We start from the raw sequence: 21402 nt of genomic DNA on the forward strand, positions 1-21402 counted from the left end.
TACTATATAACGAATCAGCGAAAAATTCCATTTATTCTAAACAAATTCTGTAATTTTCCGATATTGGATTTATGGAAATAATAAGTTTTGTACAGGATAAGCCTGCTGTCAGAAAGTTTAATCTTCCTTTGTTTTCAAAAAGTGGACGTGAAAGCAGCGAAGGTTCTTATTTTCGCATGGGAGCTTTTTCACCTATGGGTGGAAGTATGCGCCGCCGTGAAATTTATCCGACAGAACTTAAAACCTTTGCAGTAAAGACTGTTTCAGGTCCTTTTAACCTTCACATCTTTTTGATGGAAACAGGACGCGCCGTTTCTGAGTTTATCCAGCTTCTTTTTGAAAACTCAGTCCGCATTTCAAAGATAATCCTTTTCTCTATCCTTCTTGTGATGATGGCTGTGGGCGGCTTCCGAGCCTATAATTATTTCAATAATTTTACAGGCCCACTTTCAATTCAGAAGACTGATGAAATCAGCATAGAAAAACTCAATCAGCTTATGTCTGATTTTGCCCTCGAGGTTCAGCAGGAAATTGATGAAAGCGGAAAAATTGCCGAGGCTGCAATTCCACTTCGCGCAAACTATACTTCACCTGTAACTTATCAGACTTACAAGGTTCAGAGCGGAGATACAATCGGCGGTATTGCCCGCAGGTTCGGACTTACAAATGTTTCGACCCTTATTTCCGTAAACGATATCAGTAATGTTCGTCAGCTTGCCGCAGGACAGAAACTCAAAATCCCAAGCATCGACGGAATTATTTACACTGTAAAGGGCGGCGATTCAATCAACAGCATCGTAGAAAAAAATAAAATCGATCTCAAGCAGCTTCTGGATGTAAATGACCTTTCAAGCGAAGTTCTTCACGCAGGGCAGCAGCTCTTTTTACCGGGCGCTTCACTTGATCAGCAGACTTTAAAAACTGCGATGGGCGACCGCTTCATCATGCCGATTGCTGCCCGCTTCCGCTGGAGCTCTCCTTACGGCTGGCGTGAAGATCCTATTGCCCATGTTCGCTCTTTCCACACTGGAACTGATATGGCTTGTCCGACAGGAACTCCAATCCTTGCTTCAATGAGTGGAAAAGTCATCACAACTGGAATTAACCGTGTTTACGGAAATTATGTAATTATTGATCACGGAAACGGTTATCAGACCCTTTACGCCCATATGTCAAAAATCATTGCTTCTAAAGGTCAGTGGGTAAGTCAGGGAACAAGAATCGGTCTTGTAGGTTCAACCGGATATTCAACCGGACCTCACCTGCATTTTACGGTTTATAAAAATGGAAAAATGGTGAACCCGATGACGGTTCTGAAATAAACGGGAGGCTGAAAATGAAAAAGGAGATTTGCAAAGACTGCGGAAAACTTATTGATTCTACATTCTTGTACTGCCCCTGGTGCGGTCATTCCAGAATCAGAAGAAATGAAAAAACTTCTGCCAACCTGCGTTATCTTGAGTTTTTACGCCAGCAGGAAGAAAACCGCAAACGCCAGCTCAGACAGATGGAAAATCAGCTGAACGATTTGGAAAAGGAACTTTCTGTTTTAGTTTTAAGCGCGGAGATGCACAGATGATGAATAAAAAAAGTACAAGCGTTTTTGCCGGCATTTTACTGTCGGCTTTTTCGGTTTTACCGCTACAAGGCCTTTTTGCAAATATTTCCTTTGAAAAAAGCGATATAAATCAGAATGATGAACTCTTATTCACTGTTAGCCAGAATGCCCTTGGCTCAGCAAATTATACATCACTTTTTTATTCAAAAATCAAAAACGGAGAAGTGCCGGTTCAGCCCGAGCTTATAACCTATTACCCTGAACAAATGGAGCTTCTGGACGGGGGAAATATCCTTCAAATCAGAAACCGTTTTGGTACCGCCCGCTATGACCGAAAAAACGACAGGCTTAAGTGGGTAAAAAAGATTGCAGGCTTGCCGGAAAATGTAATGCCGACCGCTCCCTATCAGGCAAGCCCTGACGGAAAGTGGTTCTGCAAAATCGAAAAAACTGAAATCTGCTCAGGCCGCCTTGTAGTGGAACGTACTTCTGACGGCCAGCGCATACTTCTTGCCGACAAAGTTCTTAATTCCTATGAGTCTCTTCCCGTAAAGTGGTCGCCTGACAGCAGCCTTCTTGTTTATGAGAAAAACGGCGCAGTTTATTTCTGCAATCCCGAGGCTTTGTCCCGCGGCGTTGAAATTGAAGAGCGCTTCAGAAAAATCGGGCGCGGTACAATCAACAGCGTAAGCTGGGGCTCAGAAAAATTCCTTGCCTATATCGATGACTATCTTCTTTACAGAATCAGCACAAAGGAAATGTACACAGTCGGACTTTATGCCGGAATCATCGGACAGGGAAAGGCAATCGGCCGCCTTCCATCCCGCTTTAATCCTCTTTCTGACAAGTTCTACGCAAATAGAGACGTAACTTCGATTGTAACAGTTCAGAATAAAAAGATATTCTCTTATCTGACAATTCAGAGTCTTTCCTGCGACTATCTGGACGTAATTTTTTCCCGCCCTTATACAGATTCTTCTGCATCCCTGAAGGAAACTTATGTTTTCTGGGATAAAAATCAGAATCCTGTTTTGTGGCAGGAAAAACTTCCCTATGCCGGCAGTGTAGAAAAGGGCGCAGTTTACCGCCTTGGCGCCCAGCCAAAGCTTGTTCTTGAAATTTCTGATTCAGGACGTCCCTGCCTTTCTCCGGACGGCAGCCGCGTGGCAGTTTTTTCAGAAAATGACATTTACATTTACGACGTAAACTCATGGCAGTGCATCGCGGAACTGGATGGTGAGAAGGTAACAAGTCTTGTCTGGCTTGACCGAAATCAGCTTTATGCCGGCGGTACTCAGCGCCTTCGCCTCTGGAACCTGCTTTCCAACAACGCAGAAACAATCAGCCTTTCAAGCGCCAAGGACTGCTACTGGTATGGCGACGATAATCAGATTTATGCCAGTGTGAGCGGCGGTTCCTATTACCGCTTTAACGTGGCAAACGGCACCTGGTCGCCTGCTGCAACCCCTGCAAGAATTAATGCAGTTGCTCAGAACGGACGTTACCGTGTTTTTGCGGGCTCAACCCAGAATCCCCGCTATGAAAACGCCCTTTATATCAGAACTTTGAGCGCCAGCGCAGTTACCAAGCCCGTTTATCCTATGAGCGTAGAAAAACAGCCTGCCAAAAAGAAGGTTGCCCTGATTTTCGATGCCTATGACAATTCAGACGGTCTTACTCCGGTTCTTTCGGCCCTTAAAAAATACAATGTAAAGGGAACTTTCTTCATCAACGGAGAATTTATCCGCCGCTATCCTCTTGAGACAAAGCAGATTGTCCAGAACGGTCAGAAATGCGCTTCAATGTTCTTTACAACTTCCGACCTGACTGCCCCTGGCTTTGCAATGACAGAAGATTTTATCCGCCGAGGTCTTGCCCGCAATGAAGATGAGTTCTATTACGTAACCGGCACCGAGCTGAACCTGTACTGGCACGCTCCAGATTACAAGGTTACCGACGCAATCAAGGAATACGGAAAGCTTGCCGGCTACTCTTATGTGAACAACAATTTCAAGTATTCAGATACCGACATTCAGACCATCAATCCCGAAATGCTGATAAACGAGTATAATTCGATTTTGAAATTCGCAAATTACGGAATTATCCCGGTTTCAATCGGCTATTCGACCGGCATTCACGAAGACCCTCTTTACGCCCATATGGACCTGCTTATAAGTTCGCTTCTGGATGCAGGTTACGAGATTGTAGAGCTTGAGAAATTGTAGCCTATATTTATTAACTTGATAAAATCCGCTAAAATATTTGCACACTTTTTAATTTTGGAGACCAATCATGTCTTTAGACAAAATGCGCAACATCGGCATTATGGCGCATATTGATGCCGGAAAAACAACAACAACAGAACGTATTCTTTATTATACTGGAAAAATTCACAAAATCGGCGAGATTGATGACGGTCAGGCAACAATGGACTGGATGGCTCAGGAGCAGGAACGTGGTATTACAATCTGTTCAGCTGCCACAACAACTTACTGGAAAAATTATCAGATAAACATTATCGATACTCCGGGTCACGTAGACTTTACAGCAGAAGTTGAACGTTCCCTCCGTGTTTTGGACGGCGCGGTTGCAGTAATCTGCGCGGTTGACGGTGTTCAGCCTCAGACAGAAACTGTATGGAAGCAGGCTGATGAGTTTGCCGTTCCACGCCTTTGTTTTATGAACAAGATGGACCGCATTGGTGCTGACTTTTTCGGCTCAATGGAAGACGTACACAATAAGTTTGGAGTAGAAACTCTTGCCCTTCAGATTCCAATCGGAGAGGGCGCTGATTTTGAAGGCGTAATCGACCTTCTTAAGATGAAAGAACTTCGCTTTGAAGGTGATGAAGGCGAAAACGTAGTAGAAAGTGATATTGATTCATCCCGCCTGGCTCAGGCTCAGGAATGGCGTGAAAAATTAGTTGAAACTGTTGCTGGCAGCGATGATGAGCTTATGGAAATCTACCTTGAAGGCGGAGAAATTTCTGTTGAACAGCTTAAAAAGGCTATCCGCAAGGGTACAATCGGCCGTGCTTATGTGCCTTTTGTAATGGGGTCTGCCCGCCATAATCAGGGTGTTCAGCCTTTGATTGATGCCGTAATCGACTATCTCCCTTGTCCAACTGACGTTCCTGCTGCAAAAGGACTTCGCGTAAAGAAGGATGCCCAGGAAGATGTTGAAGTTCCTTGCGACCCTTCAAAAATGGCCCTTGGTCTTGTATTTAAGATTCAGTATGACCGCGAAATGGGACCTCTCTGCTATGTCCGCATGTACTCGGGAAAAATTACCAACGGTATTCAGATTTACAACATCAATAAAAAGAAGCGCGAGCGCGTAAACCGCATTTTGCGTATGCACGCAGATAAATCAGAGCCTTGTGATTCAATCAGTGCAGGTGATATTGCCGTATTTATCGGTCTTAAGCTTGCCCAGACAGGTGATACAATCGGTTCTGAGGCTTTCCCTGTATTGCTGGAACAGCCTAAGTTCCCTCAGCCTGTAATTTCTGTTGCCCTTGAGCCGGAAAGTATGAGTGAACGCGACAAGATGAACGAAACTCTGGAAATCCTTAGCCGCGAAGACCCAACCTTTACAAGTCATGAAGATGCAGAAACCGGTCAGCTTATCATCAGCGGTATGGGAGAACTTCACCTTGATGTTCTTGTTACCCGCATGCGCGATGATTTTGGCGTAAAATGCAACGTAGGTGCTCCTCAGGTAACTTACCGCGAATCTGTAAGCGGTTCTGCTACTGCTTCAGAAGAGTTCAGCCGTGTTCTTGCAGGAAAAGAAAATACAGCCGGCCTTACAATTACTGTTGAGCAGCGCGAGCAGGGTAGCGGAAACCTCTTTGTTAATGAAGTTAAGCAGGGCAATATCCCTGATGAAATCTTTGATTCAATTAAGAACGGCTTTGAAAGTGCCCTTAATTCAGGTATTAAATACGGCTATCCTTGTACAGACGTTGCCGTAAAAGTAACAAAAATTGATTACAATGAACTTACATCTTCTACATTTGCCTTTGAAGCATGTGCTGCCCAGGTTTTTGATAAGGCTTGTACAGCCGCTAATCCTATTATTCTTGAACCAGTTATGAACGTTGATATTTCATGTCCAAAAGAGTTCGTAGGACCTGCTTCAAGCCAGCTTTCACAGCGCGGCGGAAACATTATGGGACAGGATTCAAAATCTACAGGTGATATTATTCACGCTCAGGCTCCAATGGCAAAGATGTTCGGATTCTCTACAAACCTTCGTTCTGCAACTCAGGGACGTGCAAGCTTCAGTATGGAATTCAGCCACTTCCAGGAGAAGGTTGGAGGCTTAGGAAGCTTCTAAAAAAATAAAAATATTTAGAAAATCGTGATAAATGCTATTGACACTTTTTCACGTTTTCTATATATTTAATATCACATTCCGCGGGGGTGGTGGAATTGGTAGACACGCAAGCTTGAGGTGCTTGTGGCGTAAGTCGTGGCCGTTCAAGTCGGCTCCTCCGCAAAAGGCAGTCAGAAATGACTGCCTTTTTTATTTTAACCTGATTATGGTATAATAAGATAAAGATTTTAAGCCTTAGCGATGCAACCTATTCAAGTTCTTCTATTGCTGCTGTAGGAGTTGCTGCACACGAGACAGGTCATGCAATTCAGCATAATACAGGTTATTTTCCACTTTCTTTCAGACGTAGTCTTGTTCCTGTGGCAAACCTTGGTTCACGATTAGGTCCTCTAATGGCTGTTGCAATGACTTATGTCGCAAGTGCCCTTTCTGCAGTGGGGTCCTTCCTGCGTCTGCTTTTAATTACAAACAGCAGACGCAGAAGAAGATAAGTCTGGAAATTATCAGATTACTTTATATTTAAGTTCCCGACGTTTTACAGCGGCAGGTTTTGTGTCACTATAGCCAATTGTAATAACAGCTGTTACATAGTGATTTTCTGAAAGATTTAATACAGGCTTCATTTCATCCTGTGTAAACCAGCCTGTCCAGCAGGCAGAAAGTCCCATGTGTTCTGCCTGAAAGAGTAGTGTAGTAGCCGCAATTGAGCTGTCCCTTATTACCCTTTCCATATCACCATCACCACGATATGTTTCGTTTCCCACGCATACAATAAATACAGGCGCTGTAAGCATCCATTTCTGATTATGATCAGCCATGCAGATTTTTTCTTTCATTTCTGCGGAACGTACTACAATAAAGTCCCAGGGCTGTTTGTTTGAGCCAGAAGGTGCTAAAGAAGCTGCCTTAAGAAGAAGTTCTATCTGTTCATCAGAAACGTCTTTTTGCTGATATTTTCTTACGCTTCGTCTGTTTTGAATTTCTGGTAATATATCCATTTTAATTACTCTGCTCCCCGAATTTGTAAAAAGATATAAAAAAAGACTTCCGTTTATGGAAGTCTTTTGACGCTAGACGGGCTCGAACCGCCGACCCTCTGCTTAGAAGGCAGATGCTCTAATCCAGCTGAGCTATAGCGCCGTGGAAAAATAATATATCATATTTATTATTTTGTTTCAATACTTGAAGATGGTGCACTCAGCATCTCTTTTACAGTTCTCCAGCCAAGCATTGCGCATTTTACGCGGGCAGGCATGTGGGAAATGTCCTGAAGGGCTGCGGCCTCATCAAGTTCTTCAAGTTCTTCATCGGTGACGCTGCCTTTAATCATGCGGTCAAATATATCTGCAAGTTTGAGTGCTTCTTCCTTTGTTTTTCCGATTACAAGGTCTGCCATCATGTCGGCAGAGGCCTGGCTTACGGCACAGCCGCTTCCGATAAAGCTTGCGTCTGTAATTTTATCGCCTTCCATTTTAAGCTGAAGGGTAATCTGGTCGCCGCAGCTTGGGTTTACACCCTCAAGGCAGAAGGAAGGATTTTCCATATTCTGCTTGTGAATGGGATTGAGGTTATGTTCATTTAGTATTTCGCGGTAAAGTTCTTTTGTATCCATGAGTATCTCCTTTTGTTCAGGTTCTAGGTTTTAAGTTCTGGGGAGTTTTTTGGGGGTTAGGGGGTTTTAGGGGGAAAGTACCGCGTCCCCCTAGGCGAAGGGGTAGCGGAAGACAGCTTGCTGGCTGTAGCGAGGGGGAGACTTCCCCCTCCTTCCTATAACCTAAAACCTGGCACCTGTAACCTAGTCACTAAACCCAGCCCAATGCCTAACCTGGGCGATTTTTTCAAGGAAGGTGTCGACTTCTTCTTCGGTGTTGTAAAAATAGAGGCTGGCACGGGCTGTAGCTGTCTGACCAAGATACTGGCCTAGCGGCTGAGCGCAGTGGTGGCCTGCACGAATGGCAATGTGTTCTTCACTAAGAAGGGTCGCAATGTCGTGAGGATGAACGCCATCTATTGTAAAAGTTGCAATTCCGCAGCGTTTGTTTCCGTCTTTACTTCCTATGATGTTAATATGAGGGATTTTCTTCATGCCGTCAATAAGGCGGCAGCAGAGGGCGTTGTCGTGTTCTGTTATGTAGTCAAGGCCTACCGACTGAACGTAGCGGATAGCGGCTGCCATACCAACGGCATCGCCTGCGCTTACGGTTCCTGCCTCAAACTTGTGGGGAACTTCTGCCCAGGTTGCAGTCTCGCGGGTAACGTATTCAATCATTTCGCCGCCGCGGAGGAAAGGATCCATTTCTTCAAGAAGGGCCTTTTTCCCGTAGAGGGCACCGATTCCCATAGGACCGCCAAGCTTATGTCCGCTCATTGCAAAAAAGTCTGCGTCCATGTCCTGAACGTCAACCTTAATGTGAGGGGCAGACTGGGCTCCGTCTACAATCATAATTGCTCCGTTTTTGTGAGCAACCTCAGCAATCTTTTTTACCGGGTTTGTAACACCAAGAACATTACTTACGTGGACTACAGAAACAATTTTTGTGCGGGAATTGATTTTAGAATTGATTTCTTCGTCGCTGATTACGCCGCTTTCTTTATCGCATTCCATGAATACGAGTTTTGCGCCGGTTTTCTGGCAAACCATCTGCCATGGAACGATGTTTGAGTGGTGCTCCATGATTGTAACGCAGATTTCGTCGCCTGCTTTAAGCTTATTTAGTCCCCAGCTGTAAGCAACAAGGTTCAGGCTTTCTGAGGCATTACGGGTAAATACAATTTCAGACGCTTCCTTTGCATTGATGAACTTTGCGGTAGTTTCGCGGGCATTTTCGTAGGCAAGGGTAGCGCGCTCACTCAGTGAATAAAGTCCACGGAGTGGGTTTGCATTTTCTGTTGCATAAAAGTGGGTCATCGCATTCAATACGATGAAGGGACGCTGGGCAGTTGCCGCAGTGTCAAAATATATCAGGTCCTTGTTTTCTACGGAAGATTTTTCATCAATCGCTTTGAAAAACGGAAAGTCTTTTCTGTATTTATTCATAGTTTTGCCCTTATATTTTTTAATTTGCCGCGGTTAGACGGCATTATTTATCTAAATATGCGTTGATTTTTTCTTTTACCTCTTCGCTTGGAATCAGAGAAGCGGCTGCCTGAATCTTTGCGCGTGACATGATTTTTTCTGCCTCTGCTTCTGAAATTCCGCGGCTTTGCATGTAAAAAAGAACTTCTTTTGAAAGACGGCCGATTGTAGAACCGTGTTCGCCTTCTACGTCTTCTTCATCACACAAAATTACAGGAATTGATTTATTTATGGCTTTTGGTGAAAGAAGGAGAACTTCTTCCATTTCGTTGCCTTTTGAGCCTGCGCAGCCGTTCTTAAAATCGATTGTTCCCCGGTAAGTTTTGAAAGCATTTTCCAAAAGTGTACCGTTTACGTTCATCAGACATTCTGATTTTTTGCCTGTGTGATAAACGATGTGGTTCATATCAAGCATCTGGTCTTTTTTGCAGGTGTAGGCAACTTCGCTTGTGAAGCGTGACTTATAGCCTTCAAGAATTACGCCAAGTCCTGAATCAACGTGGTGTCCGCCAAGTTCAATCTGTGTAAACTGAACTTCTGCTCCGTCCTTTGCAATTACTGCTGTATCATCCAGCTGAAGGCTGTCTGAGCCCAAAAGCTGAACTTTTGCAATGTGGATTTTTGCGTTTTCTTTTGCAAGAATCTTTGCCCGGTAGATTGACTCAGAAGCCTTTCCTTCATAAACAAAGACTACTGTGCTTTCAGAATTTTCTTCTGCAATAATGTATGTAAGATTTGCCTGATTTTCATCATTAGAAAAATTGATGATAAGAGGCTTTTCAACCTTGCCATTAATTCTTACAGTGTTAGAAAAGTTGCTGTCTGCAAAAATTGCTTCTACAGGGTGATTTTTATCTTCTGTTACAAAATCAAAGTGAGGATGACCGTCTACAAGCTTTGGATTTTTTGCATTAAAAACTCCGCTTGTAAAATTAAGGCCTGCAGCTTCGGAAGGTGCACCTTCTTCCACTGTAATTCCATTTTTCGCATTCAAAATCTCTGCATCAGCCGCACTAAAGGCAGCATTAAGAGTGATTTTGTCGCGGTTGAGTTTCATCCAGTTCCAGGTTAATGAAGGAATTTCATTGATTGTAGTTTCCATTATAAGCCTCCCTTCATCTCTAATTTTATAAGGTTATTCATCTCAACTGCATATTCCAGCGGCAATTCCTTACTTACCGGATTTGCAAAGCCCGAAACTATCATGCTGCGGGCTTCTTCTTCGCTGATTCCCCGGCTCATAAGATAAAAAATTGCGTCGCTGCTGATTCTTCCGATTTTTGCTTCGTGTCCTACGTCGCTTGAATCGTTGAAGATTTCCATTGCAGGAACTGTATCTGAACGGCTGTCGCTGTCCAGCATCAAAGACTGGCAGGAAACACTTGCCTTACTTTCTTCTGCATCTTTTGAAATGTAGATTGCAGAACGGTAAGTGCTCATTCCGCCGCCCTTGGAAATTGACTTTGTCGTAATCAGACTTGAAGTTTTTGGGGCCAGATGAACCATCTTAGCGCCTGTATCAAGGTTCTGACCGTTACCGGCAAAAGTAATTCCTGTAAAGTCAGCCTTTGCGTTGCGGCCAACAAGGTCACTTTCCGGGTACAAATAAGAAACGTGAGAACCAAAGGAGCCCGAAACCCATTCAATGCTTGCGTCCTCTTCAACCTTAGCACGTTTTGTGTTCAGGTTGTACATATTTTTTGACCAGTTTTCGATTGTTGAATAGCGGAGGTGAGCGCCTTTTTTTACAAAAAGTTCTACCGCACCCGCGTGTAAGTTTGCTTCGTTGTATTTTGGAGCAGAACAGCCTTCAATAAAGTGTAAATCTGCGCCTTCATCAACAATAATCAGAGTGTGCTCAAACTGACCGGCTCCCTTTGCGTTCAAGCGGAAGTATGACTGAAGAGGGAAGGAAAGATGTACGCCCTTTGGAACGTAAACAAAAGATCCACCAGACCAAACCGCACCATGAAGGGCAGCAAATTTGTGGTCTTTAGGTGTAATCAAAGTCATAAAGTATTCTTTTACCATTGGTCCCCATTCTGGAGACTTGAGGGCATCTTCAAAGCCCAGGTAAACTACGCCCTGCTTTGCAACTTCGTCCTGAACATTGTGATAAACAAGTTCTGAATCGTACTGGGCACCCACGCCGGCAAGAGATTTTCTCTCAGCTTCAGGAATACCAAGCTTTTCAAAGGTGTCTTTAATATCCTGAGGAACGTCTTCCCAGCTTCCGCTCATCTGAGTTTTTGGACGAACGTAAGTTGCAATGTCGTCGATGTTAAGGCCTTCAATTGAAGGACCCCAGTCAGGCACTTTGAGCTGATTATATATTTCCAGCGATTTAAGGCGGAATTCCCTCATCCATTCAGGGTCGCCCTTTTCTTCGCTGAGTTTTGTTACGATTTCAGCTGTCAATCCGCTTTCGATTCGGTAAAAGTCCTTTTCCGATTCTTCGTAGCGGAAGTCATAAAAATCGCGGTTTATGTCGTTTATCTGTGTCTTTTCTTCCATAATTTCTTTAGGTTTTAGGTTCTAGGTTTTAGGTGTCAGGGTGGGGGAAGTCTCCCCCTCGCTGCAACCGTACGCACGCAAGCGTGCTCCCGTTTTCCGCTACCCCCTCTGCGGGCTCAGTCGCCGCCCGCAACGCCTGCTATCTACCTATAACCTAGCACCTTTAACCTATAACCTATTTTATATATCCTTCAAAGCCTTTTTCATTAATCTCCTTGAACAACTGACCATCTCCTGTCTTGGCAATGTGGCCTTTTACAAGGATGTGAGTTTTATCTACGTTCAGGCCGTCGAGAATCTTTGTTGTGTGGGTGATAATCAAAAGAGAACCGTTTGTAAGGCGGCGGTATTCTTCAAGACCTTTTGCAACAAAACGAACAGCATCAACGTCAAGACCAGAATCAGTTTCATCAAGAATTGCAAAATCAGGTTTGAGCATCAAAAGCTGAAGGATTTCACTCTTTTTGCGTTCACCGCCGGAAAATCCTACGTTCAAATCGCGTTTTGCATAATCCGGGTTCATGTTCAAAAGTTCCATGCAGGCCTTAAGCTCTTTCTGGAACTGGAAAAGCTTTACGCGTTCGCCTGTTTTCTGCTGAAGGGCAGAGCGGATAAAAGTTTCAAGCGAAATGCCAGGAACTTCAAGCGGCGCCTGGAAAGACATGAACATTCCCATCTTTGCACGCTTGTCTGTGCTTTCTTCTGTAATATCTGTATCTTTGAAAAAGATTTTTCCACCTGTGATTTTGTAAACAGGGTTGCCTAAAAGGGTGTTTCCCAAAGATGATTTTCCGGCACCATTTGGTCCCATAAGTACGTGAGTTTCGCCGGCGTTTATAGTAAGGTTCAGGTCGTTGAGAATCTGTTTTCCGTCCTCAAGTCCTGCGTTTAAATGTTGGATATCAAGTAACATAGCATAAATATACTAAAAAGATAGGTTAATGGCAAATATAAAAATTTTCCGGAAAGCTGCAATTCCATTTATTAAAAAGTCCAGACGTGATAAAATATAAAAAATGTTTTTAAGAGGTGAAAAATGTCTGCACAATTCTACGGACCGAGCGACAAGCCTCCATTAAAAAAATGGATTCCGCTCAGTTTTCAGCATGTGTTCGCCATGTTTGGCGCAACTGTTTTGGTTCCTCTGCTCACAGGGCTCAGTACATCAACAGCTTTGTTTACTGCAGGAACAGGAACTTTACTTTACAGCCTTGTTACAAAGGCAAAGGTTCCGGCCTTTTTAGGCTCATCGTTTGCATTTATTCCGGCTTTGATTGGAATAAGTCAGGCTTATGGCGCTCCTTACGCAATGGGCGGCGCAATTTTTGCAGGTATTTTCTATTGTATAATAGCAATAATCATCAGATTTGCAGGAAAGGACTGGATTGACCGCGCTCTCCCTCCTGTTGTAATCGGTTCTGTAATTATCGTAATCGGTTTGTGTCTTGCACCAACTGCAATTAACGAAGCCTTCTATATTAATAATGAATATTCACTTGTAGCACTTTCAATCGCAGCTGTAACCCTGTGTGTTGCAATTATCATGATTGTATTTATCAGAAGCTTCTTTAATACACTGGCAATCTTAATCGGACTTTTGGGCGGCTACATCTTTACTTTGATTATGGGAATCTTCTTCCCGGCTTACCGCCTGATTGATTTTAGCGGAGTCCGTGCTGCTAAATGGTTTGCCCTTCCATTCCTTCAGACTGCTGCTGACGGTTCAACCTTCTGGATGGCTCCAAAGTTCAATCTTGTTGCAATCCTTACTTTTGTAATCGTTTCAATTTCTACAATCTGCGAGCACCTTGGTGATACTCTTACAACTTCTAAGGTTGTTGGAAAGGACTTCTATAAAGATCCAGGTCTTCACCGCACTTTGATTGGTGACGGTCTTGCAACGGCCTGGGCTGCAGTTTGGGGCGGACCTCCGAACACAACTTACGGAGAAAATATTGGTGTTATGGTAATCACAAAGGTTTATTCTGTTTGGGTTATCGGTGGTGCTGCTGTAATTGCCGTTCTGCTTTCTTTCTGCCAGAAGTTCGGTGCTTTGATTCAGACAATTCCGACTCCGGTTTTGGGCGGTATCTGTACTTTGCTTTACGGACTTATCGCTTCAAGCGGACTACGCACAATCTTTGATGCCGGCGTTGACTACACAGACAAGAGAAACCTTACAATTTCATCAGTAATCATGGTAATCGGTATTGGCGGCGGTGCTTTGCAGTTCAATATTGGACCTGATTTCAAATTCAGCCTTGGCGGAGTTGCCCTTGCAACAATCGTTGGTATTGTGCTGAATCTGATTATTCCTAAGAAGGCAAATTAAACAGAAAATGCGGAGCCGGGGTTCGTGATTTGCGTAGCATTGAATGCGGGAAAGCAGGTTTGCTGAAAGCAAACTTGCGAAGTATATAAAATACTTATCCGCATTCTCGGCGGAGCAAATTACGGTTTCCGGCGGGAGCATTTTCTTTGAGGGGGCCTTTTATGGCAGATTTATTTGATTATCTTGACTGGCGCGGTGATTTATCTTTTGAATCAGTGCCGTTTGGAAAAATTGATGCGCTTATACTTTCGCAGCTTTCTTATTTAAAATTCAATGGCCTGGTACCGCAAAGTATTAAACTTAGCGATGCCATTACGCTTTCTGATTTGGATAAGATTTTTAAGGCTGCGCCAGATTATGACTTCAGGGTAGATTTAGGCCCCGGAATCAACGAGCGCACTGCCGAACTGTTAGCCAAAGCTGCCTCTTGCGAGCGGTTTAAAAATGTTCGCATTCTGGGATTCTGCGAAAAAATTGATGAACAGAATGTTGAACAGTTTGCCGCCATGGTGTTTGTTTTTGGCAAAACATCTGTAATTACTTTTCGCGGAACGGATGAAACAATTGTAGGCTGGAAAGAAGACTGCAATATTGCCTGCGTGCCAGAAATCCTTTCTCAGCGGGATGCGTCTGCTTATTGCCAGATGGCGTTTGATTCCCTTAAAACTGATTTTATTATCTGCGGGCATTCCAAGGGTGGAAACTTAGCCATCAATTCTGCCGTAAAATGCGGTGCCAAATCACAAAAGAAAATCAGTGCTATTTATAATTTTGATGGTCCTGGTTTTTCTAAAGCTTTTTTTGAAAGCCCTGACTTTTGTGCAATAGAAAATCGCCTTGTAAACGTGTATCCGTCAGGCTCTATTGTAGGAATGATTTTCTGTCATCCACAAAACTATGAAATCATTAAGGCAAATCGTGTGGGGGCTATGCAGCATGACCCGTGCTGCTGGCAGATTTTAGGAAATAATTTTGTTCACAAAAAAGATTTTTCAAAGGAAAGTCAGTTTTTTTATAATTCCGTTAACAACTGGATTGACCGCATGTCTTCGGAAGAAAAACAGACCTTTGTAAATTCAATTTTTGAAGTTATAGAAGCATCTGGCTTTAAAACTATTACAGAATTCTATGATAATCCTGTGATGGCTTCTGCAAAAATTATTAAAAAACTTGCTTCTATGGACAAAACTACGCGCGACGACATAAAACGTGTTATGCACAATTTTAGAATCTGCGTAAAAGAAGAAATCCCTTTCCTTCAGATTTTTGACCGATAAAGGCTAACAAATCTTACTACAAATAGTTTGCACCTCTTCTTTTTACATACTATAATTAGAGTATGAGTGATAAAACTATAGTTACTGACAGCCCGGTAGGAAAACACCTTGAATCTTTTGGTGAAGCAAAACCTGCCTCTTATCTTATGTTCAACAAGCAGAAAATTGACCTTGTTGCTAAAATTTCAATCGGACGTGATACAGACAATGACGTTGTAGTTGATAATAAGCTTGCAAGCCGTCATCATGCTATGATTCAGAAAATCAAGAATGCATATTTTATCAAGGATATGGGAAGTACAAACGGAACCTTTATTAACGGCGTTCGTATTCCTAACGACAAATATGTAAAGCTGAATCCTGGCGATAAAATTACAATCGGAAACATGAATCTGGTGGTTTCTTAGGAGAAACTTCGTTAAAACATGCTTTCTGAAGTAAAAAAAATCCTTTGGGCTGCTGACCTTCCTTCTCATGACGAAATTTTTGCCCTTGCCGATGAAGCATCTACTGTTCTGGAATCTGAAATAAATGATTACAGACAGATTAGTGAACTTGGCAAGCCGGGAAGCCTTCTGGATTTTCAAAAATCACCTTTACCTCTTATTGTTGTACCCGATTTGCATGCCCGTCCTCTTTTTATGGAAAAAATCCTTGATTACAGGCTGCCTGAAGATTTTGTCAGCGGGGCTCTTACTGTTTTTGAAGCCGTGGAAAAAGGACTTGCCAGAATTGTTGCGGTTGGAGATGCACTTCATTCTGAAGTTGATACAAAAGAACGCTGGATTGCCGCTGAAATTGAATTTGCCAGCAACATTTATACGGGGCCTGCAATCTCAAATGAAATGAAAGACGGTTTTGCAATTCTTGGCGCCCTGATGAAATTAAAGTCCATGTTCCCGGCAAATGTTCATTTCTTAAAAGGAAACCATGAAAATATTTTGAACCGCACTGGGGAAGGCGACTATTCCTTTGTAAAATTTGCTGACGAAGGCCGTATGGTCCGCGAATTTATTACCGAATATTACGGAGAAGATGTCCTTTATCTTATTTCCTGTGTAGAAAATGTCCTTCCTTTGATTGCCGTAACAAATAATTGTGTCGTTTCCCATGCAGAACCTCGTTTTGGCTTCAGAAAAGATCAACTGATTAATGCCAGAAGCGACGCCAGCGTTGTGGAAGGCCTTACCTGGACAGATAATGACGCCGCCCAGGACGGCAGCGTTATGGAAATTATAGAAGAACTTTGTGCTTTACCTTCCGGCCCTGACCGTGATAAGGCTCTTGAAAATTATGTTTATTTAGGCGGTCACCGTCCTGTAAAAGAAAATTACAAGCTTCGACAAAATGGAAAGTATATCCAGATTCATAATCCCCGCCTGCAGAATATTGCTCTTGTCAGACCTTACAGAAAATTTAATCCTGAAACAGATATTGTTAGTGTTACGAATTTCAAATAATATATAGAAGAAGTTAGTTTTTAGAGGGCAGCTATGAGTGATGAATTTCCCCCAATGATAGGAAAATACAAGGTTACAGGCATTGTCGCAAAAGGCGGAATGGGTGTCGTTTACAAGGCAATTCATCCGTCCTTGAAGCGTTATGTTGTAATCAAAAAAATGACAGCCCGGGGAAAATCCACAAACGGCGAACGCTTTAAAAAAGAGGCTCAGATTCTTCTTGATTTGCAGAGTCCTTATATTGTTCATCTTTTTGACTATTTTACTGAAGGCGGCTTCCGCTACATGGTTGAAGAACTGGTAGACGGCGCTGCCCTTGATAAAGTGATAGAAAAAGAAACAGCGCTTCCAGTTCCTGTTGCTATGCTTTTTATGCAGGATGCCTGCTATGCCCTTAAATATGCCCACTCCAAGGAAATCGTTCACCGTGACATTAAGCCCGGTAACATTTTGATTTCTAAACGAGGTGAAATTAAGCTTGCGGATTTTGGAATTGCAAGTGATGCAGAAGGTGACACAATCACTCAGTCCGGAGTTGCGCTTGGAACTCCTGCTTACATGCCGCCTGAGCAGTTTGAAGACAGTTCCAAAGTTGACCGCCGCGCCGACATCTACGCGCTTGGTATCATGCTTTACGAAATGGTAACCGGAACAAAGCCTTATCCTGGAACTTTCTCTGTAGAAACCCTTAATACCATAAAGAAGGGAAAGTATATAAGTCCCCGCCAGCTTGATAAGACAATTCCGCCTTCTGTCTGCCGCCTGATTCATAAAATGATTCGGCCTAAGGCAAAATCCCGCTTTCAGTCTATTGACGGCGTGTTAAAAGCTGTAAAACGCTATCTTTCTCATTATGATACTCATGAGCTTCGTGTTCAGGTTGCAAAATCTGTCCTTAATGATAAAACTTATGAATTCCCGGTAATTGAGCCAAAGGATAAAGTCCGCCGCCTGATTACCCGCATCGTGTCAGGCGTCGTGGCTGCCTCTGCTGTTTTTGCCTTCTGCTGGAAATGCGGTTTTATTCATCGTACAATCCTTAGCCCATGGTATGCCTGTGTTAGCGTTCAGATGGAAATGCCTAAATCACTTTTGAACGTAATGGATTTGCCAAGCCAGGCCGTATTCTTTGAAAATGACAATGACGAAATTCCTGAAATTATGGGAAGCCGCCGTATTTTCATAAAAGAGGGCAGCCGCTTTATCGATAAAATTAATATCTTTAAGCCAAAAATTGAAGTAGACCGTCCTGCAGCTAAAAATCAGACTTATGTCATGAACGATGTTTTTGTAAAAAAGCATGGTGACTATCGTCTCAAAGTGGTAGTTGGCCCTTATGTCTGGTGGAAGAGCTTTAGCGTTGCAGATGAAGATATTTCCATAAAATGTGATTTCCTTAAAAACACCCACCGCAGCCTTAAAATCCGTGTGGATGCCTATGACAGCCAGACTTTTGAGAAAATCAATAATCCCCTTGTCCGCCTGAATTACAAGGGAAACTGGAAGCCTCTTTCTGAAATCCCTGAAACAGCCCTCCGTTCTGCTACTGTCTGGAAAATTAAAATCTCTGCAGAAAATTACTCGGAAGAAACTTATTCTCTTTTGATTGACTGGTATCAGGATGATTTAATTGTAAGTGCGGCTCTCAGCCATCTTAATTCAGAAATCACAGAATAAATCTTTTGCTTTTTGTCATATTTATTATTATATTCATAGTATGGCAACAAAAGATGATAATTCAATTATTCCAACAGATCAGATTTTACCAAATAAGCTGACCCTCATTCCTTTGCAGGGACGCCCTGTTTTTCCGGGAATTTTCACACCCCTTATGATTAATTCAAACGACGACGTAAAGGTGGCTGAGCAGGCTTTTGAAAAGGACGGATTTATAGGCATCGTCATGCTCAAAAATGACGCAGAAAATCCTTGTGTGGCTGACCTTCATCGGGTGGGAACTGTTGCAAGAATCATAAAGAAAATTAACCTGCCGGACGGCGGAATTAATATTTTTGTTTCTACAATCAAGCGTTTTAAGATTCGTAAAACCCTGCATTCTCAGGCTCCGATGGCTGCGGCTGTTGACTACCTTGAAGAAGAGGAAAATAACACCTTTGAAGTAAAGGCTTTGACCCGCGCCCTCATCAGCGAGATGAAGGAAGTTAGCGAAAACAATCCTCTTTTCAGTGATGAAATGCGACTTAATATGGTCAACATCGATAATCCTGGAAAAATTGCGGACTTTATTGCTTCAATTTTGAATACAGATAAGGACGACCAGCAGAAAATCCTTGAAACTCTGAATGTACGCCAGCGAATGGAGCAGGTTCTTGTTTTCATTAAGCGTGAACAGGAACTTTTGCGAGTTCAAAAGAAGATTTCTCAGGATATTAACGAACGCGTAGACAAGAATCAGCGTGAATACTTTTTGCGCGAAGAGCTTAAGGCAATTCAGGATGAACTTGGCGAGACTGCCGAGGGTAACGCAACTGACTATCAGAAGTTTAAGACAAAAATTGACGAGCTTAAGTTTGAAGGCGAGATTAAGGAAACTGTTGAAAGCGAGCTTGAAAAGTTTAAGCTTATGGATCCTAACTCCAGCGAGTTTATCGGAACCAGAAATTTCCTTGAACTTGTTGTAAATCTCCCCTGGCATGAGACTGTTCAGGAGGATTATGACCTTGGCCGCGCCAAGAAAATTCTTGAAAACGACCACTTTGGCCTTGATGACGTAAAAAAGCGCATTCTTGAATATCTTGCCGTTCGCAAAATGAAGAAGGATGCCAAGGGCTCTATTATGCTTCTGGTGGGACCTCCGGGAGTTGGTAAAACTTCAGTTGGAAAGTCGATTGCAAACGCGATGAACAAGCCTTTTTACCGCTTTAGTGTGGGCGGTATGCGCGATGAAGCAGAAATTAAGGGACACCGTAGAACTTACATTGGTGCTATGCCTGGAAAAATCATTCAGGGACTCAAAATTACAAAATCATCTTCTCCGGTCTTTTTGATTGATGAAGTTGATAAGATGGGCTCAAGCCATAACGGCGACCCGGCTTCGGCTTTGCTTGAAGTTCTTGACCCGGAGCAGAATGTAAACTTCCGCGATAATTACCTGGATTTGCCTTTTGATGTTTCCAACGTCTTCTTTATTCTGACGGCAAATACCCTTGATTCTATTCCGGGGCCGCTTCTTGACCGTGCAGAAGTAATTCAGCTTTCGGGATATATCGACCAGGAAAAGCTTGAGATTGCAAAAAAATACCTGATCCCAAAGAACCTTGCAAAGAACGGTTTGAAAAAGAATCAGGTAAAATATACAAAGGCTGCCCTTCTGGATATTGCAGAAGAATATGCGCGTGAATCTGGTGTGCGAAACTACGAAAAGAACATCGATAAGATTCACCGTAAAATTGTTTCTGAACTTATTACTCAGAGCGAGCTTAAAAAGAGCGAGCTGGACAGTCAGATTAAAGATGATATGCCTGACGAGCAGAAAGCCCAGCTTACAAAGGAGCGCGATGAGGCTGTAAAGGCTGTGCTTGAAACTCCTTATACTGTGGATGAGCCTGATTTGTTCAAGTATCTTGGAAAGCCTGTTTTTGACGAAAGTGAAATTAAGGCTGCAAAAGTGCCTGGAACTGCCATTGGTCTTGCATGGACCAGCATGGGCGGCGATACACTTTTGATTGAATCAACTGCCTTTGCGGGTAAGGGAGGCCTTGTCCTCACCGGGCAGATGGGAGACGTAATGAAGGAATCAAGTCAGATTGCCTTTAACTGGGCTCGCAAGTTTGTGCTTGACCGCAAGTCTAAAAAGGCAGACTGGTTTGACAAGAATATTGTTCATCTTCATATTCCTGAGGGGGCAACTCCAAAGGACGGACCTAGTGCCGGAATCACAATGGCGACTACTTTTGTTTCGCTTTTGATGAACAAAAAGATTAAGCCTAATCTTGCAATGACAGGTGAGCTTTCCCTGACAGGACAGGTTTTGCCTATTGGCGGTTTGCGTGAAAAAACAGTTGCCGCAAAGAGAAATAAGATTAAGACAATCATTATTCCAAAGGCAAACGAGCGCGATCTGGAAGAGATTCCTGAAAACGTAAAGAGCGGAATTAAGTTTATTCCTGTAACGGATGTGCATCAGGTGCTGGAAGCGGCACTTGGAATAAAATAGGGGACTACTTCAGTGTGTGAATGCAAGGACGTAAAGGCAGTAATTTTTGACATGGATGGAGTCCTTCAGGACTCCGAAACAATAAGCGATATTACCTGGGAAATGGCAGCAAAGGAATTCGGCTTTGAAAGTAAGCCGGAAGCCCTGCAGGCCTGCCGGGGCTGTAACCGTTCCGATATTGAAGCGAAATTAAAGGATTTTTACGGTAAGGATTTTGATTCTCATTCCTATCTGAACCGTACCGGGGAACTCTTCCATCAGATTGAAGCAGAGAAGGGCATTCCTTTAATGCACTATGCAAAGGAAATCCTCGAATACCTTAAGCCAAAATATAAGCTTGCCCTTGCCTCGTCTACCAGAGGGGAATCTGTCCGCCGTCAGATGAAGGCAGGCGGTCTTATCGATTTTTTTGAAAGTCTTACTACCGGCGATATGGTTGAACACAGTAAGCCCGAGCCTGAAATCTATCTTAAGGCTGCAGAAAGCATAGGAATAAAGCCTGAAAATTGTGTTGCCGTGGAAGACAGCCCTAACGGTGTAAAAAGCGCTTATGCTGCCGGAATGAGGGTAATCATGGTGCCGGATAAAATCCAGCCGGATGAAAATCTGAAAAAACTCTGCTGGAAAATCTGTCCATCCCTTGAGGCTGTAAAGGACCTTTTATAAC

At 43.2% G+C, this 21402-nt stretch carries 18 protein-coding genes and 2 tRNA genes; 13 read left to right on the plus strand and 7 right to left on the minus strand.

Annotated elements, in window-relative coordinates:
* The first annotated feature begins 71 nt into the window (after nt 1–71).
* The 6 genes from T530_RS0110015 to T530_RS15000 all read left to right on the plus strand — a co-directional run bounded on the left by T530_RS0110015 (nt 72) and on the right by T530_RS15000 (nt 6390).
* On the plus strand, nt 72–1322 hold the full coding sequence (locus T530_RS0110015; protein WP_027728891.1) for a M23 family metallopeptidase: 1251 nt from the start codon (nt 72–74) through the stop codon (nt 1320–1322).
* A gap of 14 nt (nt 1323–1336) precedes the next feature.
* Nucleotides 1337–1579, plus strand: coding sequence for a hypothetical protein (locus T530_RS0110020; RefSeq protein WP_009105768.1), 243 nt, complete (start codon nt 1337–1339; stop codon nt 1577–1579).
* Nucleotides 1576–3783: a polysaccharide deacetylase family protein gene (locus T530_RS0110025; protein WP_027728892.1), complete on the plus strand. Its 2208-nt coding sequence runs from the start codon at nt 1576–1578 to the stop codon at nt 3781–3783. Before T530_RS0110020 ends, T530_RS0110025 begins: the two co-directional genes overlap by 4 nt.
* A 67-nt stretch (nt 3784–3850) precedes the next feature.
* Entirely contained in the window at nt 3851–5899 is a 2049-nt protein-coding gene (gene fusA, locus T530_RS0110030) for an elongation factor G (protein ID WP_027728893.1), read from the plus strand.
* 80 nt (nt 5900–5979) lie between these two features.
* Nucleotides 5980–6061, plus strand: a tRNA-Leu gene (locus T530_RS0110035).
* 62 nt (nt 6062–6123) lie between these two features.
* Nucleotides 6124–6390 (plus strand): zinc metallopeptidase, encoded by a 267-nt coding sequence (locus tag T530_RS15000; RefSeq protein ID WP_256380942.1) that lies wholly within the window; start codon nt 6124–6126, stop codon nt 6388–6390.
* Nucleotides 6391–6402: 12 nt separating this feature from the next.
* Here T530_RS15000 and T530_RS15005 read toward each other — a convergent pair whose 3' ends face one another.
* The 7 genes from T530_RS15005 to sufC form a co-directional block, all read right to left on the minus strand.
* Nucleotides 6403–6897, minus strand: coding sequence for a nitroreductase family protein (locus T530_RS15005; protein ID WP_197018267.1), 495 nt, complete (start codon nt 6895–6897; stop codon nt 6403–6405).
* Between the two features lie 67 nt (nt 6898–6964).
* A tRNA-Arg gene (locus T530_RS0110045) sits at nt 6965–7039 on the minus strand.
* 25 nt (nt 7040–7064) lie between these two features.
* Nucleotides 7065–7511 (minus strand): Fe-S cluster assembly sulfur transfer protein SufU, encoded by a 447-nt coding sequence (gene sufU / locus T530_RS0110050; RefSeq protein WP_027728895.1) that lies wholly within the window; start codon nt 7509–7511, stop codon nt 7065–7067.
* 183 nt (nt 7512–7694) lie between these two features.
* Nucleotides 7695–8936 (minus strand): aminotransferase class V-fold PLP-dependent enzyme, encoded by a 1242-nt coding sequence (locus tag T530_RS0110055; protein WP_027728896.1) that lies wholly within the window; start codon nt 8934–8936, stop codon nt 7695–7697.
* A 43-nt stretch (nt 8937–8979) separates the two neighbouring features.
* Nucleotides 8980–10077 (minus strand): SufD family Fe-S cluster assembly protein, encoded by a 1098-nt coding sequence (locus tag T530_RS0110060; protein WP_038074390.1) that lies wholly within the window; start codon nt 10075–10077, stop codon nt 8980–8982.
* Nucleotides 10077–11489, minus strand: coding sequence for a Fe-S cluster assembly protein SufB (gene sufB / locus T530_RS0110065; RefSeq protein ID WP_197018268.1), 1413 nt, complete (start codon nt 11487–11489; stop codon nt 10077–10079). Before sufB ends, T530_RS0110060 begins: the two co-directional genes overlap by 1 nt.
* A gap of 175 nt (nt 11490–11664) precedes the next feature.
* Complete coding sequence (gene sufC / locus T530_RS0110070) at nt 11665–12402, minus strand: Fe-S cluster assembly ATPase SufC (RefSeq protein WP_027728899.1); 738 nt, start codon at nt 12400–12402, stop codon at nt 11665–11667.
* Nucleotides 12403–12525: 123 nt separating this feature from the next.
* Between sufC and T530_RS0110075 the strand changes: the two genes are divergently transcribed.
* The 7 genes from T530_RS0110075 to T530_RS0110105 all read left to right on the plus strand — a co-directional run bounded on the left by T530_RS0110075 (nt 12526) and on the right by T530_RS0110105 (nt 21401).
* Entirely contained in the window at nt 12526–13821 is a 1296-nt protein-coding gene (locus T530_RS0110075; protein WP_027728900.1) for a solute carrier family 23 protein, read from the plus strand.
* 161 nt (nt 13822–13982) lie between these two features.
* Entirely contained in the window at nt 13983–15098 is a 1116-nt protein-coding gene (locus T530_RS0110080; protein ID WP_027728901.1) for an Mbeg1-like protein, read from the plus strand.
* A 62-nt stretch (nt 15099–15160) separates the two neighbouring features.
* Nucleotides 15161–15505 carry an FHA domain-containing protein gene (locus T530_RS0110085; protein WP_027728902.1) on the plus strand — a complete coding sequence of 115 codons (345 nt, stop codon included), beginning with the start codon at nt 15161–15163 and terminating at the stop codon, nt 15503–15505.
* Between the two features lie 18 nt (nt 15506–15523).
* Entirely contained in the window at nt 15524–16558 is a 1035-nt protein-coding gene (locus T530_RS0110090) for a hypothetical protein (protein WP_027728903.1), read from the plus strand.
* A 33-nt stretch (nt 16559–16591) separates the two neighbouring features.
* Complete coding sequence (locus T530_RS0110095) at nt 16592–18235, plus strand: serine/threonine-protein kinase (RefSeq protein ID WP_027728904.1); 1644 nt, start codon at nt 16592–16594, stop codon at nt 18233–18235.
* Between the two features lie 40 nt (nt 18236–18275).
* On the plus strand, nt 18276–20735 hold the full coding sequence (gene lon, locus T530_RS0110100; RefSeq protein ID WP_027728905.1) for an endopeptidase La: 2460 nt from the start codon (nt 18276–18278) through the stop codon (nt 20733–20735).
* A 12-nt stretch (nt 20736–20747) separates the two neighbouring features.
* The gene (locus tag T530_RS0110105; protein WP_027728906.1) at nt 20748–21401 is read left to right on the plus strand and encodes an HAD family phosphatase; all 654 of its coding nucleotides are present in this window, start codon (nt 20748–20750) and stop codon (nt 21399–21401) included.
* Nucleotide 21402 lies beyond the last annotated feature (1 nt).

The sequence above is a fragment of the Treponema sp. C6A8 genome (assembly GCF_000619925.1).
Lineage (GTDB): Bacteria > Spirochaetota > Spirochaetia > Treponematales > Treponemataceae > Treponema_D.

Coding starts and splice junctions, on each gene's coding strand:
- T530_RS0110015 (WP_027728891.1), top strand. CDS start 72: ATGGAAATAATAAGTTTTGTACAGGATAAGCCTGCTGTCAGAAAGTTT.
- T530_RS0110020 (WP_009105768.1), top strand. CDS start 1,337: ATGAAAAAGGAGATTTGCAAAGACTGCGGAAAACTTATTGATTCTACA.
- T530_RS0110025 (WP_027728892.1), top strand. CDS start 1,576: ATGATGAATAAAAAAAGTACAAGCGTTTTTGCCGGCATTTTACTGTCG.
- fusA (WP_027728893.1), top strand. CDS start 3,851: ATGTCTTTAGACAAAATGCGCAACATCGGCATTATGGCGCATATTGAT.
- T530_RS15005 (WP_197018267.1), bottom strand. CDS start 6,897: ATGGATATATTACCAGAAATTCAAAACAGACGAAGCGTAAGAAAATAT.
- sufU (WP_027728895.1), bottom strand. CDS start 7,511: ATGGATACAAAAGAACTTTACCGCGAAATACTAAATGAACATAACCTC.
- T530_RS0110055 (WP_027728896.1), bottom strand. CDS start 8,936: ATGAATAAATACAGAAAAGACTTTCCGTTTTTCAAAGCGATTGATGAA.
- T530_RS0110060 (WP_038074390.1), bottom strand. CDS start 10,077: ATGGAAACTACAATCAATGAAATTCCTTCATTAACCTGGAACTGGATG.
- sufB (WP_197018268.1), bottom strand. CDS start 11,489: ATGGAAGAAAAGACACAGATAAACGACATAAACCGCGATTTTTATGAC.
- sufC (WP_027728899.1), bottom strand. CDS start 12,402: ATGTTACTTGATATCCAACATTTAAACGCAGGACTTGAGGACGGAAAA.
- T530_RS0110075 (WP_027728900.1), top strand. CDS start 12,526: ATGTCTGCACAATTCTACGGACCGAGCGACAAGCCTCCATTAAAAAAA.
- T530_RS0110080 (WP_027728901.1), top strand. CDS start 13,983: ATGGCAGATTTATTTGATTATCTTGACTGGCGCGGTGATTTATCTTTT.
- T530_RS0110085 (WP_027728902.1), top strand. CDS start 15,161: ATGAGTGATAAAACTATAGTTACTGACAGCCCGGTAGGAAAACACCTT.
- T530_RS0110090 (WP_027728903.1), top strand. CDS start 15,524: ATGCTTTCTGAAGTAAAAAAAATCCTTTGGGCTGCTGACCTTCCTTCT.
- T530_RS0110095 (WP_027728904.1), top strand. CDS start 16,592: ATGAGTGATGAATTTCCCCCAATGATAGGAAAATACAAGGTTACAGGC.
- lon (WP_027728905.1), top strand. CDS start 18,276: ATGGCAACAAAAGATGATAATTCAATTATTCCAACAGATCAGATTTTA.